The sequence below is a fragment of the Nocardia pseudobrasiliensis NBRC 108224 genome (genome assembly GCF_001613105.1).
GTDB classification, from domain to species: Bacteria; Actinomycetota; Actinomycetes; order Mycobacteriales; family Mycobacteriaceae; genus Nocardia; species Nocardia pseudobrasiliensis.
Genome location: NZ_BDBS01000029.1, coordinates 98,379 through 113,220, shown reverse-complemented (window position 1 = coordinate 113,220; position 14,842 = coordinate 98,379). Strand labels below are relative to the sequence as shown.

The following is a 14,842-nucleotide window of genomic DNA, read 5'->3' as shown; positions in this document are numbered from 1 at the left end:
GTGCCGCCACCGGCCTACGGCGGCACGGAAGCCGTGGACAACCAGGCTCGCGGACTGACCGAACTCGGACACGATGTCCGGCTGTTCACCGTCGGCGAGTCGACTTGCCCGGTACCGCGAGAATATCTGTACGACTCGCCCCGATCGGGGTGGCGGTACCGGAGGCGGCCCACGTGCTGGCCGCGTACGAGTCGTTCGCGGGTGTCGACATCATTCACGATCACACCGCGCTGGGGCCGCTGATCGGCCCCCATCCGGACGGGCCATCAGTGGTGGCGACCTGCCACGGTCCGTTCGACGAGATGGACTTCCGCAACATCGCCTCGTTCCCCCACCGGGTAACGGTGGTAGCGATCTCCCACGCGCAGAAGCGATTCGGCGCACCGATCCCGATTCCTGCCGTCATCCATCACGGCATCGACCTGGAGCACTACAGCTACGGGGACGGCGGCGGGGGGCCATTTGATATGGATCGGACGTATGTGCGCGGCGAAGGGGCCGCATCGTGCGCTGGAGTTCGCCCGCGCCGCCGGCCGAACGCTGGTGATGGTCTCCAAGATTCGCGAGGCCGAGGAGCACGCCTTCTACGAGCAGCACATCATGTGGACGTGAAGAACCGGCAGGCACTGGAGCTGGCCATTCGCCGAGACTGGGGTGTGCCCACCGCCGTGGGTCGATTCGAGCGGCCTCGAGAAGCTCGACCGGACGGCCTTGGTGCGCAGGAGTTCTCGATCGTGCGGAAGTGATGTCCGCATCTCGCGTTTGATGGCGAATGTCACTTGCCATGGTTACCTTGTCATCTCACGTCCACGACCCGGTACGCGTGAGGATCCTTCGTGCAGCAGCGGCAGTTTGTTCAGTCGTGGGAAACCGACCGCGGCGGCTGCCGGAGACAGGTGCTCACGATGACAGAATTGGGCCCGCTGGACACGGGATTCATGACCATGGAGGACACCGATCGCCATATCAGCATGGGGATCGGTACGGTGGCGATCATGGCGCGACCGCGACCGTCACGCGGGGAACTCCGCACCTGCCTCGCCCGCGGGGTGGAACGTCATCGCAGGCTGCGCCAACGCGTACGCCGCGCACCGCTGGACCTCAAGGCACCGGCCTGGGAGGACGACCCGAATTTCGATCTGGGACACCACATCCGGTGGACCGCGCTGCCCGATCCGGCCGACGAGTCGGCGTTGCGAGAACTGGTCGCGACGGAACTCACCGAACGATTGGATCGCGACCATCCGCTGTGGGAAGTCGTCGTGGTCGACCGTCTGAGCGATGACCGCTGGGCGCTGATCGTCAAGGCACACCACACCATGGTCGACGGGATCTCCGGTGTCACGCTGTTCGAAAGCTTCTGCGACGCAGCGGAAGACGAGCCGCGCGGGTGGCGTGCACCGGGCCGAACACGGTCATATACCAGTCTACCGCGAGTGGTGGCCGGGGTGATCCGGCTGCCCTACATCGTGCCGCGCGTCACCGTCGGCACCGTTCGCATCCTTGCGCCGGTGCTGCTCGCGGCCGTCACACCGGTGGCCGAATCCTCGCTGAACGGCCCGATCGGGCGGCAACGCCGCTATGTCGTGGCGCGGACGTTGCTGCCGCAGGTACGTGAGATCGGTGCCGCCTTCGGCGTGACCGTCAACGACGTGGCCGTCGCGGCCATCGCCGCCGCCTACCGCCGCTTGCTGCTCAGCCGGGGCGAGGAGCCCACCGCGGGCAAACTGCGGATCATGGTGCCGGTGTCGATGCGGACGGCGAATGCGAAAGAAGTTCTGGACAACCGGGTTTCGGCGATGATTCCGTACCTGCCGATCGAGATCGAGGATCCGGTCGAACGCCTGCTCGTCGCCCACCAGAGGATCGCGCGGCATCGGTCCCGAGGCGAACCCGAGGCCGAGGCATCGGTGCTGCGGGTGGCCGGGTGGCTGCCGTCCGGGTTCGTGGGATTGGTGTTCCGGCTGGCATCGTGGATCCCGCAGCGCGGGGTCGGTGCCCTGGCAACCAATATTCCCGGACCACGCCACCAGCTGTCGCTGGGCGGTCGGGAGGTACTGGAAATGTGGCCCTGCATCCCGATCGCGCTGCGGGTGCGCATCACGATCGCGATCCTCAGTTACGCCGAGCGGCTGACCTTCGGCATCACCGGTGACTACGACACCGCGCCCGATATCGACGTGATCGCCTCGGGTATCGCCACCGAAATCGCCGTACTGCTGGCCCATGCCCGCGGGCGGCGCCCACCGCGCCGACTGGTGCTTGTTCCGGGCCGCGGCGTCGGCTCCCATACCTCACAATCGCGGAACATACGGTGAGAACCCCGGTATGCCCGAGGCGATCCCCCGGGCATACCGGCGGTGTTCAGGCCACCCGGCGCAGACCCTGGCTCTTCTCCAGTGTCTGGGCTTCGTCGATCTGCCGACGGGCCATTCCTTCGAAGAAACCGAGGATCGGCTGCCAGAAGTAGGCCGCGCCGGCGATGATCAGGCCGGTGAATACGATGCCGAGCGGGTGGTTGCGGATGTGCAGGCCCCATGCGGCGAACACGTCGAAGTCGGTGATCCACGTGGCGGCGATCCCGAGCACGACGTAGGCGACGGCGATGAACTCCCGCGCCATTTCCAGATACCGGACCACCAGCCGCGACACGATCAGGGCCGCGAGTCCGAGCAGAGCGATCAGTCCGAATGCTTCCATGGTTCGAATCTCCTTGTTTCGAATGGTCGAGCCGGCCTTTACGATCCGCCGCCGAGGCCGGGGCCGACGACTCAATACGGGACGAACTGCACCTATACCGTCACCGTGGCCGTCGACGACTATCACCCCGTGGTGCTCTACGACACCACCGGCGCGGCCGTGCTCTACCCGAGCGGCACCATCGATCCGGTCTTCGATATCCACACCCTGCAGGGCACGGCGACGGTCAGCTGGACCCCGACACGGCCGGGTATGCACCGCATCTACACCGCCCAGCCGCCCTATGCCGGACCGGTGATCGATGTGTTGGTCGGAAACGGGATCAATACGGGATCGGCTTGCATTGTGCTGCCCTGACAAAGTAGTCGCGTCTGCGGGGACAACGGATGATGTTTTGCCCTTGGTCCTGTTATGCGGGAAAGCCAGGCTGGGTGCTGTCGGGTGACGGATCCGTGTCAGGATCACCGATTTTCGAGAGGACTAGAAGAATATGAAACCGTTGTCGGAATCGCTGATGGATCTCGCGGCTCGGGTGAAGCAGGTCGAGGAGGCATCCGCCGCGGCCCGGGAGAAGAATCGCGCGGCGCTGCAGGCTCGTCGTGAAGCGCTGGAGACCACCGTCGAACATGAAGGAAGCGAGTTCGAAAAGACCGCTGCGGAACTGCGGGTGGCCGCGCGAAGGTGGTGGTCGGAGACCCGGGAGGCCATCGAACGCCAGATCGGCGTGATGCGTGGCGACTTCGAGAAATGGCAAGCCGAGATCAAAGCGCAGCGAGCGACCCGGACCGCCAAGGACGACAAGACACCTGCGGCGGCCCACTCGACTCGCAGTGCTGCCGAGGAGCAGTCGGATCAGAGCAGATCGATGCAATCCCCGCGGGATCTGCAAGTGATCTCATACACAGAGGAGCAGCCGTGACCACTGCCCGTGACCTTATGCAGGTCGATGTCGAGACTATCGCCGAGGACGAGTCGCTGGCCGAGGCCGCGCGTCGTATGCGTGCGGCCGGTATCGGCGCATTGCCGATCTGCGACCGGGTCGGCACTCCGGTCGGCATCGTCACCGACCGCGACATCATCATCAAATGTGTCGCCGTCGACAAGGATCCGGCCCGTACCAGCGCCGGTTCGGTGGAGCAGGACGTGGTGTACACCGTGGACGTCGACACCGATCTCGCGGACGTCCTGGCGATTATGGAGGACTACCAGATCCGACGGCTTCCGGTCACCGAGGACGAGCGGCTGGTCGGCATCATCACCGAGGCCGACGTGGCACGCGCATTACCGGAGAAGACCGTCGGCGAATTCGTCGCCGCGGTGTGCGCGCCCTGACCCAGAGGAGATGATCCACGATGTACGCACGCGATATTCTCACCCGCCCGGTCGTCACCGTCCGGCCGGAAACTCCACTGCCGGAAGCGATTGTGCTGTTGACCGAGCACGGGTTCGCGGCGTTGCCGGTCATCGACGATGCCGAGCACGTGCTGGGCATGCTGTCGGAATCCGATGCACTCGGCGCCGGGTCCGCGCTGCACACCGCGACGGTCGAGGCCGTGATGGCGGTTCCGGCGCAGGTCGTCCATCCCGGCACCGCGGTGGCGACGATCGCCACCCGCATGCTCGACCACCATCTGCGATCCCTGCCGGTCGTGGAGGCCGGAGTGCTCGTCGGGATCGTCGCCCGCCGCGACCTGCTGCGGGCACTGGCCCACGCCGACACCGACATCGAGGCGAAAATCCGTGCCCTGCTGGACATCTACGCCGGCAGCCGACCTGTGAGAACCGTTGCCGCCCTGCGCTTCACATACGCGTAGTAGCCCGACTTCGATACCTGCAGAAGCTGTGCCATGCGGCGAATCGAAAACCGATGCCCTGCAGGCTGATCAGTACCAGCAACGCCGGTGACATCGTCGGGGCCGGCGTACTCGGCCATCAGATCGAACCTGGCCGGTTCGTCTGCATCGCGGCAAAGTACGCCGACGCTTTTTTCAGGAACGCAATGTCTTTGTCCTGCTCAGCGACCTGCCTTCGCAGTCGCTGCAACTCGGCTCGCTCCGCGGCACCCAGAGGCTTCTCGCCATGCACCTCGGCCGCAGCGATCCTGCGCCGCTCGTCCTTGACCCACGTCCCCAGCAAACTCTCGTGAATACCCAGTTCCCGGGCAACTTCAGCGACCGTGCGACCGGAATCGATCACACGATGCGCAGCCTCGACCTTGTACTCGGCCGTAAACGACCGACGCTTACGAGGAGGCATGCGGACATCCTTTCAACAGGATCGGTGATCCTGTCAACTCGGTGTCCACAACCCGGGGTGAACCTCACCGCACATACGCCCGCGCCCGCAACCGCGGCTCCGCACGACAGAACCGGCCCGCTACCCGCCCGAACAGATCATCCAACCCGGCCACCCACGCCGAGAGATCCTCATCGATCGACACAAACCACGCACGCTACCGCCGACCCGATCCGACGTCAGCCGAATCGATGAACCACTACATCACGAAATGATGCTGGAGTACTAGGAGGGTACCGGCCCGGACTACCAGATCTCCGACGTAGGTTGCTGGATCGACAACAACACCCTCGAAGGGCGCGTCGACGGCTCAGTGGTCGATGGTGCATTCCAAGTTCGTCACCAATCAGCCCATTGTCGGTCGATGCGGCTCTCTCTACGGCTGAGCACTTCCAACACCCGCGACACCGGCACATCGCGCGGTACCGGAAGACGGGTCGCTCGGGCTCTGAGCCCGAGCGACCCGTCTGTGTCCGGGCTGGCCGAGCGCGACAAGCGAGCTGTCGATCCGGCAGGCACTCCCGCCCGATACGGCAGCGGCACGTGTCCATTTCCTAGGTCTGGCAACGTGGCGAGTTGGTGCTCAATGCGTTCGATATCCCTCGTCGCCTTGGTTTTTCGATGCCATATGCCATCGATCGCGTGCGCGGGCGCTTTGGCAAGGAACGCGGTGTTGCCCAGCTTGATGTTGGTGCTGTCGAGGTCCTTCTGCGCTGCGGCGAGGTCCAATTCGAGGCGACGCATGTTGCAGCGCGGCGCGCCAATTGCGAGATGAACGGTGCAGTGATTGTCTCCTGCGTCTGGCCGCAGACCGCTGAACCGATGATCGAATCGTCCCGAATCCTGTGTGGGGGACTGCTGATCGACGTCCGATTTGCCGTGGACCAATCATGGACCAATGCCCTTCTGCGTGACGGACTTGTGGACCGATCATGGACCACCCGATCTACGCGTAATGCCCGTGACCTGCTGGTACGCTGGGCGAATATGCGAGCACAACGGGTATTGCGTGCACGAAATATCCCTTTCGAGCGCTATTCTCGGACTGGGGGTCACGGGGTTTGAATGGCGGGGGCGGGAGTTGTAGACAAGCTTGCTGATGCGTTGCTGCATTGGCGAAACTGACACACGCGTCGGTGTGTCGCCACGCCGGACGAGCCGTTGTTCTATAAGTCGATCCATGCGTTCGAACTGCCGCCTCTGGGAGACGACCGCTCTGGGGTGCGGCGTCGGTGCCGCTGGAAGGGGAAGCTGGTGAGCTCGGCGCCGGGACGGGGGAGCGGTGGGTGAAAGGATTATTCGGCACAGGCTGCACCGTCGCATCGTGTGCACTGCTGCCGATCACGCGCATTTTCGCAGGTCGATCCGTGTGGTTAAAGTATGTATCCCCCTCCGGACACAACCAGTACGCCCACGGGTGGGTTTGGGGTAGTTTCCGCCGCAACCACCCGTGTTTCGTGGTTGTAGGTCAGTTTCAGGCCCAGTTGCCTGTAGATCTCCAGCTTGTCGGCCGGGTCTGCTGAACGCAGGATCGACAGCAGTCCGCCGAAGGAGTCCACGAGCAGGCGGATCTCTTCTCGGCTCATTCGTTGGTTTGCAACGGCTTGGTCTCGATCGCGGCGATACGCGCTGTGTCCCAGGCCGCGATGAGCGTGGGATCCGCGCCAGCTTCCAGCGCTGCCCGATGCCCGGGCGAGTTTCTGGTCGTGTTCGGCCGGTGATCGATGCGATGGCGATGGCGGTGAGCGAGACAGAGGTTCGCATGGCGAGGATTGCCCAAACTGTGGGTGAATGGCGCGGGGGAGTTTGCGTCATCCGAGGCAGGATCGGACAGCGTCGGCGAGGTTCGATGCTCGCGGGTCGTCGGGCCGGAGATTCCAGAGGTTGGTGACGTAGCTGAAGCCGACACCGGAATCGGGGTCCGCGAAGGCGATCGATCCACCGGAGCCTGGGTGGCCGAACGATGCCGGCCCGGCCATCGGTAGCGAGGGGCAGGCTCGCCAGAATCCGAGCGACATGTAAAAGGAGCGGTCCGGTGGATGTTCAGTTCCGGTGGGAGCCCGTACATCCACGTCTTGTCGGTCTGAACGATGCTGGCCCGCGTGACGATTGACGGATCGAGCAGCGTACTGCGGAGCTGGACAAGAAGTACCCGTACCAGCACTGAATTCCGGTCTGTCCGCTGACGGCCGCCTGCCCCCGGGTTCGGGGCAGGCGGACCTTGCTCGTATTTACGGTTTACGCACGGCCAGTTCCGAAAGGTCATGCGACGCAAAAGAATAAAATTCACCTGTCGGCGGCGTCCGGCCGCCGGAAAGGTGGGGCGTGTGATGAAGGGGAAGGTTCTCGACGCCGTGCTCGTGGTCGGCTTCGCGATCGCGTTCTTCACGGTCGCGATCGTCCATCCGGGCCTGGGTAACGCGCTCATCGCCTGGGGCGGTTTGGTCGTACTCGGCTACTACAACTCGTTCGTACGACACGATCGGGGCCTGGAACGCGCCCAGCTCAGCGTTCCCGGCCGGCCGATCGATGTGCGAGACACACTGCGCGGCGCGTGGCGCTAGGGTGATCCTGGTGCGGGTCAGACCTATTCGGCAATTCTGGTCAAAGCGTCGGGCATGAGGTCGATCTTGGCGATCAGGGTGCGGTAGCGGCGCAACACATCCTCGCGGTCGGATCCTTCGGAGATCGACTCCACGGTCGAGCGTTCGATCATCGCGGCCTGGTTCAGCAGCACCCGGCGGCGGTCGGGATCGGTTGTCCGATCGGAGATTTCGGCAAGCGCGTCGAGTTGGCGGATCATGATCGCGGGCATACCGCGCCCGGCCTGACGGATCTTCTCGAAAGCCCGCTGGACCAGGCGCTCATAGCTCACTTGCGTCGCGATGACACGGATCAGCCCGTCACCGTCGCGGCGCACCGGGCTGGGATCCCAGCGGGCCGCGATTCGGCACAGGCAGTCGCCCAGCCAGTCGATACAGGTCAGGGCTGTGAACGTGTCGTTGACGGCGGGAGACAGTGCGCGCAAGGCGATTTCGACGATCTGGTCGATACCGAAGGAAATGTCCTGGGTGAGTGTGCGTGTGGGGCCCGCGATATGTCCGCGTGTGAAGTTCTCCGAGATCGGTCCGGCGGCCTCGGCAGGCCAAACGCGTGCTACGACCTGTCCCTCGGTGAGGAAATGGCCGGGTCGGTAGGGCAGGTGGATGACCGCGTCCGCGGCGGCGGCCATCCGGAGCAATTTCTCGTAGCGGATGTATTGCAGATATCCGCTTCCGGCGACGCGGACCTGCCCGCCGGATTCGGCCAGGCGGGTCAGCAGTTGCTCGGCGGACGGCCCGCGCGGCGGGGTCGGGTTCGGGCCGTCCTGATTGGCTTCGATCGCGATCGAGACCTCGGTGGCGATCTCGGCGATCACATTCGGCAACTGGATGGCCGTCGCGATGTGGTTGATGAAGTAGATCAGCACGGCCAGGTCGGCGACCAGCGAGGCGATCGACACTGTCGTGGAGATGTGCGGCACGAAGTCGGCGCTCACGGTTACCAGAGCCGCGATCGCGTACACGAAGGTCGCGACGAAGGTGCCGAGTGTGATCTGGGTGCCCCGGTCGCGGATGAAGTTGCGCAGCATACGCGGACCGAATTGGGTCGACGCAAGGGTGAGCGCCACGATCGTGATCGAGAAGACCACACCGACCACGGTGATGATCGCCGCCGCGATCGCGGTCAGGACCTGCCTGGCCGCATCGGGTGTACCGCCGATGACCCAGGAAGGAATCGTCAAGTCGCCACGATAGACCGCGCGGTCGAGGGCGTAGGTGAGCACGAACAATCCCACCGCCGTGACGACCTCGAGGGCGGGAACGAACCACAGATTGGTCCGCAACATTTCTCGGCGACGATCGAATTCGAGATGAGTGCCGGCCACAGTACCTCTCGGGGGTCTCGTCTTGGCTGAAACGTGCCGACCAGACTTCCCGGCTCTCCACTGTGAAATCTACACCGCGCAGCAGCATCGACGGCTCAGCATTGCTGAGCCGAACGCTGTACTGGGCTGTGCCGCGAGAGTATCGAGTAATTCCACGACGTAGCGGTGGCTGACGAGTTCACGCAGCCACGGGAGGTCGGGATGGTCGTTCATCGGGGAAATGCCGCCTCTGTCGGTCCGAACTGTTGACACGTGAAGCTAGGACGGCGCCGGCACTCCGCCGGTGTGTTGTCCGAGCTCGACGAGGAACAGGATTGCCAACAGCAACCCTGTCGAGGAGCCGGGCTATGCTGCTGGCCGGGTGCTGGACGAGTCTGGGCCACAGCGTTTTTCGATCAAGTCCAGCAGACCGTCCACCGCTGCCAGTGAGGACCATTCGTCGCGGTAGACCAAGCCCGGGTACGAGTCGGACCGTGCGACGAACGCCGATTCCCGCGACGACCAGTCGACGTGGACAGACGACAGGCTGATTACGTGATCGATGGAGACCATGGCGCCGCCTCTGTGGGAACAAAAGACCCAGAACTTCATTCAATAGCGAACTGCATTGGTGTACAACGACATTTATGATTTCTCTACCCCCACCCGGTCGGTGTTTGCGCTTCTTTGCCGGGCGTGTTCGCCTTCCGATTGTGCCGCCCTGAAGCTTCAGCGGCGGACGCGAAGCACCATCCGCATCGAGAGATACCGCCGCAGCAACGTATGTCGCAGGGAGCGAGCCGGAGGCGTTGGCGCGGTGGCGAGTTCGGCTACCGCTTGTTTCGGTGAATTGGTTCGGGGAGAGGTGAACAGTGCCGCGACCTCGGTGGCGGTGTCGGGTTCGGCGAGGACGAGGACCTCGTCGCCGATGCGTAGCACGGTGTCGGGGGTGACGGTGACCAGGCGGCCGTGGCGGATGATGACACTGATCCACAGGTCATCGGACGGCAAGTCGGCGACGGTGGTGCCGTCGGCGATCGATCCGGCGGTGATGGTGAAGCGGTGCAAGCTTTCGGGTTCTTCCTCGAATCGGGCGTTCATTCCCCATGGCCGCGGGTTCACCGTGTGCAGCGGGACACCCAGGCGCCGGGCGAGGGCGGGCACCGCGCCGCCCTGCACGATGACCGAGAACGCCACGACCACGAAGATGATCTCGTAGGCCCGCCGGCCATCACCGACTTGTGCCTGGAGGATGAACATGCCGAGCAGGATCGGTACGGCGCCCTTCAGTCCGGTCCACAATACGAAAAGCCGCTCGCCGCGCTCGAGATCGACCCGCCACAGCAATGCCCCCAGCAGCATCGGGCGAATGACGAGGGCCAGCAATATCGCGAGCGCCAGGCCGATCCACAACGCATGTCCTTCGATGACACCGTGCGGCCCGGTGAGCTGAATGGTCAGGCCGAGCATGACGAACGCGACGATCTCGGCCAGATTCGCCAACGCCGAATGGAAACGCTCGATTTCGGCCTTGTACGGAGCGCGCTGATCGCCCACCACGATGCCGGCCACCAGGACCGCGAGGAAGCCGGAGCCGTGGGCCAGCGTGGTGAGCCCATAGATGGCCACCACGCACATCAGCACCCGTAGCGAGTAGAGCCCGGCCGCGGGCAACAGCACGGTCCGCATGAACCACAACAGTCCCAGGCCGCCGACCAGCCCCGCGCTCGCGCCGACGAGGATCTGCACCGTGAACGCGCCCGCCACCGAACCGAACGCGCCCCAATCGAACTGGGTCGTACCGAGCAGGACGACCAGCAGCGCGATGCCGACCGGATCGTTGGCGCCGGATTCACCCTGCAGCAGAACCCCACTGCGCCCGAGGATTTGGCGGCGCCCCAGCACGGAAAACACCACGGCCGGATCCGTCGGCGACAGGGCCGTACCCAACAGCAACGCGATCCGCCAGTCCAATCCGAACACCAGGTGCGCGGTCAACGCCAGCGCGATTGCGGTGGCCAATGTGCCCACCGCGCCGATCCAGACGATCGCCGCGGCATTCGCGCGAATCTGGCGCCAGCCGATCTGCATCCCGCCGTCGAACAGAATCACCACCAGGGCGACGGTGACCACCCGCTCCACCTGCTCGATCGGCACCGCCTCCAGCCGCGGCCAGACATCCGAGGCCGCCGCCGCACCCAACAAGAACACCGCCGACACCGGCACCGGGAACCGATCACCCAGCCGATGCGACAACACCGCCGCCAAACCGACTCCGGCGACGATCGCCAACATCACCGCGAACGGCACCACATCATTCATCACTACCGGCCGGAACGACGGGACCGATGTCGATCACGAGGGGCGGGTACCTGGTGGGGCCGTCACACGCACAACGCACCGACATGTGTCCTCCTGGATCTCACGACCGAAACACAAAGTCGCCGACCAGTCTTCCCGGCACACCCACGTCAACCTTAACGGCATGGTGACGCCGATACGGCCCCCATACCAGCATTCGCGGTTACCGCAACCGCGGCGGACGCACCGTCAAGGTGCCACGGGGCGTTCGTCGGCGACGTAGCGGATCAGCACCTCGACCGGGTCGACGGTGACCAAGCCGTTGGTGACGATGTCGTCGATCTGAGGCAGGAAGTCGCGAATGCTGTCTTCGGCGTCGACGATGATGACCACAACCGGAATGTCTTTGGACGGTGCGAAGAATCGTCGGCTGTGGATGCGGTAGTGCGTTCCGTAGCCCTCCATGCCGCGAAACACCGAGGCGCCGGCCAATCCGGCTGCGTGGGCGCGGCGCACGATCTCCCGCCACACGGGCTCGCGCCCGCACGTGTCGCCGTCGCCGACGAAGATCGACAACCGTAATGCCTTGCCCGCCACCCGCATCACTGCTCACCCTCTCCACAGCCCGTCGGGGCGATCGTCACCCTGGTCCGTACCGGCGGCGGCCTCTCGACTGCTGTCGATGGGGGCCGCTCCAGATGGAAGTACCCACCGGCCGACCATCCCGATCCAACTCCGCCGCACGGCCGGCGATCAAGGGGTGCGTGAGCGTGAGCCGCGCGGTATATACGGCATCTTTACGAACGGCCGGTCAGCAGAGGCGAAGTCGGTGTCGGACGAATGCCATGCCTGCCGTGCGGGTGCCTGGCTGTCGGAGTCGCGCTATCGCACTGATCGGACGCGAAGGGCTTGCTGCCGATCGTTTCCGCGCGCGGCCACGATGATCATGCCGTCGACCGGCTCGCCGCGATCGAGTCGAAGGAAGGTGGCCCGGGACAAGAGAATGTCGAGTCCCAGCGCCTCGCAGGCCGCAGCGGCGATCAGATCGAACGCCTCGACCTGTCCGACAAGGAACGTCGCAAGGTTGTTGCCGACCAGCGACTGCTCGAACCGTGGCGTGTAGTCGTCGAACAGTGCTTGGACGTAGGCGATTTGTGGCAGAATTGCCCGTCTTGTCATTTGGTTCGACAAACTACCGAATAGGCTCCGCACCAAAGGAATTGGTTACGAGTTCCATACGGCTATCAGTGGCCGTACGAACCGCTGTTCTTTACGGTTCCGAGGGTGTCAAGGAACCGTTAAACCGGGCCGGGAGTATTGCCGGGGGCGGCCGGATAGGGTGTTATCCCAGTGTGATTGCAACCGTCGGCCCTCGTCGCCCCCTGTGCGTCGTTGCCGACGTTGCCCGGCACTGGGTCGAGCAGATGCCGTCCGCTCTGGAGCTGTTCGGCTTCCAGAGTGAGGACGAGCCGCCGAGTCCGGTGTAGCCGGTCCGTCATATCCCTTGCCGTGCACGTATCTGTGCGGCGGTGTCGCCATTGTCCGTGCGACGTTCCACACCTTCCCGCGAGTTATCGCGAACCTCTCGTGTGCTGCTCCCGCCTCTGCGCGGACCGCACGCCCTCATGATCGGAGAGCTATGCCCGCAAGCCCGTCCAGCAGCCGCACCGTCCTCGTGACCGGGGCCGATACGCGCCTCGGTGTCGCGACGGCGCAGCAGATACTCGCTGACGGAGATACCGTCATCGCACACATCCTGGACAAGAATCACGCCGACGAGACACTGCACCGCCTGCAGGCCGCGGCCGAACCCGGTCGAGTACGCATGGTGCAGGCCGACTTCGCCCGGTTGACCGAGGTCGACGAACTGGGCCGTACCCTCGCCACGGAATTCGCCCGGCTGGATGCCCTGATCAATGTCGCGTCGATCGCTGCTCCCGATGCGCGCACCCATACCGAGGACGGGCACGAATTGACGTTCCAGGTCAACTATCTGGCCCCGCAGCGCCTGACCATGGCACTGATTCCCGCGCTCGCCGCCGCTCGGGGCCGGGTCGTCACCGTCACGTCGAAACTGCACGCCGCCGGGAACATCGACTACTCGGATCTGGATCGCACGCGCGGAATCTACACGCCCCTCGCCATCTACGCCCAGTCCAAGCTGGCGCTGACCATGTTCAGCCGTTCCCTCGCCGAAACCGGGCCGGACGGACTGGTTTCGCTCAGCGTGGATCCGGCCGACTTCGAGATCGACCTGCCCCGGCTGCGCAGCCACCGCACCGCGCCACTCGACAGCGCCGCGGCCCTGCTGGTCCAGCTGGCCACGCCCGGCACGCCGGTGACAAACGGCGGCTACTACGAGGGCGCCGAACCCGCCAGCGCCCCGGCGTTGGTGCGCAATTCACGTGCGCGCACCCGGCTCGCTGCGTGGAGCAACCAGCTCACCCACGTCGCCTGACCCATCGAGCAATCCTCCAGGAGGAATACATGTCCAAACGAGCCAGTAAGAAGCGCGGCCGTCGTAAGAAGAAGGCGAACCACGGCCACAAGCCGAACCAGCGCTGATCGACCTCGGGCACAGCCACCACAGGCGGGTTCAGGGTGTGCCAGGGCTGGAGCCGCCGCGAGCCCGAAAGGATTGCGGCGGCTTCGCCGTTCGCGATTTCGTGTGCCGGAATGCGGCGTCACCTGGCCGCACGGTGCTCACAAACGCCTCCAACCGTATGAATCTTGCAAAAAAGCCGGTCAGCAGCGCCAAGGGGACGTCAAAGCGCCTCATACGACCGCACGGACGCGTCTAACTTTCAGTTCCTGTTCCGGTCGTCTCCGGGCAGCGAGGAGATGGTTCGAATGGTCGGCGAGGGCAACGATTCGGTGATGCTGGACGGGTTGGCACAACATCGCCACGTCATCCAGATTCTCGACCTCCTGTCCGAATCCGGTTGCAATACCGCGCTTCTGATGAGATTCGTACCGGCGCGGAGCGGGGATCTGGCGTCGGCTCTCGACCTGATCGCAGCGCATGGACTCCTGGTAACCGATGACCACGGCAGGTGCGACGACCCCATGACAATTCCCGGGGTGCTCCGACTGACCGACCGGGGTGAGGCGGTCGCGCGAGCGCTGGCCGACCGCACGGTCACGACGACCGAATACAACGGTGACCGACTCGCAGGGCATCGCTGCTCGGCCCTGGGCAGAACCGTCGCGTGGGTACTGAACTTGCGCCGTCACAGGGTGACAGGACTTCCCCCGATGTCTCGCGCATGACGTGGCACCTCGGGTAGTACCCCGATCGACCTGCTCCAGCGGGTACGGCGCCGCTGCTGGAGAGCCGGATCTTCACGGCGACGAGGATTACCGTGCAGGACGATGTCGGACTCGGATTGGCTGCCTAGGGCGTCGGGCGCCAATCCCGGCCGCCGCGGCCGCCGATACACCCAGCGGCCCCAACGCACGGGATCCGAAATCATATTCCTTTGTCATACGGCAGGTTTGGCTATGCCGGCACTTCGGTTGTTCACAATGACGCAGGATTTCTTCGGCTCGATCGCGCGGCTCTATTCCACATGTCGCGCTCGACTTCGCTGAATCGCGACGCCCTGGGCTTGGCGCGATGCGGCTTTCAGCAGCCGCGGT

Annotated in this window: 20 protein-coding genes; 11 read left to right on the top strand and 9 right to left on the bottom strand. The window is 64.6% G+C overall.

Annotated elements, in window-relative coordinates:
- Positions 1-173 precede the first annotated feature (173 nt).
- Positions 174-746 carry a glycosyltransferase family protein gene (locus NP4_RS41095; protein WP_147288108.1) on the top strand — a complete coding sequence of 191 codons (573 nt, stop codon included), beginning with the start codon at positions 174-176 and terminating at the stop codon, positions 744-746.
- 159 nt (positions 747-905) lie between these two features.
- On the top strand, positions 906-2,318 hold the full coding sequence (locus NP4_RS22345) for a wax ester/triacylglycerol synthase family O-acyltransferase (RefSeq protein WP_068001049.1): 1,413 nt from the start codon (positions 906-908) through the stop codon (positions 2,316-2,318).
- 46 nt (positions 2,319-2,364) lie between these two features.
- Here the strand turns inward: NP4_RS22345 and NP4_RS22340 are convergent, their stop codons facing one another.
- Positions 2,365-2,700, bottom strand: a complete 336-nt coding sequence (locus NP4_RS22340) for a hypothetical protein (RefSeq protein ID WP_068001048.1) — start codon at positions 2,698-2,700, stop codon at positions 2,365-2,367.
- A gap of 105 nt (positions 2,701-2,805) precedes the next feature.
- Between NP4_RS22340 and NP4_RS22335 the strand changes: the two genes are divergently transcribed.
- The 4 genes from NP4_RS22335 (at position 2,806) to NP4_RS22320 (ending at position 4,514) form a co-directional block, all read left to right on the top strand.
- Positions 2,806-3,057 (top strand): hypothetical protein, encoded by a 252-nt coding sequence (locus tag NP4_RS22335; protein WP_068001044.1) that lies wholly within the window; start codon positions 2,806-2,808, stop codon positions 3,055-3,057.
- A gap of 142 nt (positions 3,058-3,199) precedes the next feature.
- Entirely contained in the window at positions 3,200-3,619 is a 420-nt protein-coding gene (locus NP4_RS22330; RefSeq protein ID WP_147288109.1) for a hypothetical protein, read from the top strand.
- Positions 3,616-4,032 carry a CBS domain-containing protein gene (locus tag NP4_RS22325; RefSeq protein WP_068001039.1) on the top strand — a complete coding sequence of 139 codons (417 nt, stop codon included), beginning with the start codon at positions 3,616-3,618 and terminating at the stop codon, positions 4,030-4,032. Before NP4_RS22330 ends, NP4_RS22325 begins: the two co-directional genes overlap by 4 nt.
- Before the next feature lie 20 nt (positions 4,033-4,052).
- Positions 4,053-4,514, top strand: a complete 462-nt coding sequence (locus NP4_RS22320) for a CBS domain-containing protein (RefSeq protein ID WP_068001036.1) — start codon at positions 4,053-4,055, stop codon at positions 4,512-4,514.
- A 118-nt stretch (positions 4,515-4,632) separates the two neighbouring features.
- Here NP4_RS22320 and NP4_RS22315 read toward each other — a convergent pair whose 3' ends face one another.
- The gene (locus NP4_RS22315) at positions 4,633-4,956 is read right to left on the bottom strand and encodes a transposase (protein ID WP_068001034.1); all 324 of its coding nucleotides are present in this window, start codon (positions 4,954-4,956) and stop codon (positions 4,633-4,635) included.
- A gap of 378 nt (positions 4,957-5,334) precedes the next feature.
- Positions 5,335-5,676: a hypothetical protein gene (locus NP4_RS40100; RefSeq protein WP_255285535.1), complete on the bottom strand. Its 342-nt coding sequence runs from the start codon at positions 5,674-5,676 to the stop codon at positions 5,335-5,337.
- On the opposite strand from NP4_RS40100, the gene NP4_RS42710 reads away from it, so the two are divergent.
- Positions 5,575-6,060 (top strand): hypothetical protein, encoded by a 486-nt coding sequence (locus NP4_RS42710; protein ID WP_245998758.1) that lies wholly within the window; start codon positions 5,575-5,577, stop codon positions 6,058-6,060. The two genes, NP4_RS40100 and NP4_RS42710, sit on opposite strands and share 102 nt — an antisense overlap.
- Before the next feature lie 308 nt (positions 6,061-6,368).
- On the opposite strand, the gene NP4_RS22310 is transcribed toward NP4_RS42710, so the two are convergent.
- Together NP4_RS22310 and NP4_RS43410 are read right to left on the bottom strand one after the other, a co-directional pair.
- On the bottom strand, positions 6,369-6,581 hold the full coding sequence (locus tag NP4_RS22310; protein ID WP_068001030.1) for a hypothetical protein: 213 nt from the start codon (positions 6,579-6,581) through the stop codon (positions 6,369-6,371).
- Positions 6,582-6,806: 225 nt separating this feature from the next.
- Positions 6,807-7,067: a serine hydrolase gene (locus NP4_RS43410; RefSeq protein ID WP_211335989.1), complete on the bottom strand. Its 261-nt coding sequence runs from the start codon at positions 7,065-7,067 to the stop codon at positions 6,807-6,809.
- Between the two features lie 255 nt (positions 7,068-7,322).
- Between NP4_RS43410 and NP4_RS22305 the strand changes: the two genes are divergently transcribed.
- A complete protein-coding gene (locus tag NP4_RS22305) occupies positions 7,323-7,559 on the top strand; it encodes a hypothetical protein (protein ID WP_147288110.1) in 237 nt (78 codons plus the stop codon).
- Positions 7,560-7,582: 23 nt separating this feature from the next.
- On the opposite strand, the gene NP4_RS22300 is transcribed toward NP4_RS22305, so the two are convergent.
- From NP4_RS22300 to NP4_RS22285, 4 genes are all read right to left on the bottom strand, one after another.
- On the bottom strand, positions 7,583-8,884 hold the full coding sequence (locus NP4_RS22300; protein WP_245998727.1) for a DUF2254 domain-containing protein: 1,302 nt from the start codon (positions 8,882-8,884) through the stop codon (positions 7,583-7,585).
- Positions 8,885-9,631: 747 nt separating this feature from the next.
- Positions 9,632-11,224 carry a cation:proton antiporter domain-containing protein gene (locus NP4_RS22295; RefSeq protein WP_082876116.1) on the bottom strand — a complete coding sequence of 531 codons (1,593 nt, stop codon included), beginning with the start codon at positions 11,222-11,224 and terminating at the stop codon, positions 9,632-9,634.
- 228 nt (positions 11,225-11,452) lie between these two features.
- Complete coding sequence (locus NP4_RS22290) at positions 11,453-11,806, bottom strand: DUF190 domain-containing protein (RefSeq protein ID WP_245998733.1); 354 nt, start codon at positions 11,804-11,806, stop codon at positions 11,453-11,455.
- 279 nt (positions 11,807-12,085) lie between these two features.
- A complete protein-coding gene (locus NP4_RS22285) occupies positions 12,086-12,382 on the bottom strand; it encodes a hypothetical protein (RefSeq protein WP_068001018.1) in 297 nt (98 codons plus the stop codon).
- 460 nt (positions 12,383-12,842) lie between these two features.
- On the opposite strand from NP4_RS22285, the gene NP4_RS22280 reads away from it, so the two are divergent.
- From NP4_RS22280 to NP4_RS22275, 3 genes are all read left to right on the top strand, one after another.
- On the top strand, positions 12,843-13,661 hold the full coding sequence (locus tag NP4_RS22280) for an SDR family NAD(P)-dependent oxidoreductase (protein WP_068001014.1): 819 nt from the start codon (positions 12,843-12,845) through the stop codon (positions 13,659-13,661).
- Between the two features lie 29 nt (positions 13,662-13,690).
- Entirely contained in the window at positions 13,691-13,768 is a 78-nt protein-coding gene (locus NP4_RS43405; protein WP_373863858.1) for a 50S ribosomal protein bL37, read from the top strand.
- Between the two features lie 285 nt (positions 13,769-14,053).
- A complete protein-coding gene (locus NP4_RS22275) occupies positions 14,054-14,473 on the top strand; it encodes a hypothetical protein (RefSeq protein WP_068001010.1) in 420 nt (139 codons plus the stop codon).
- Positions 14,474-14,842 lie beyond the last annotated feature (369 nt).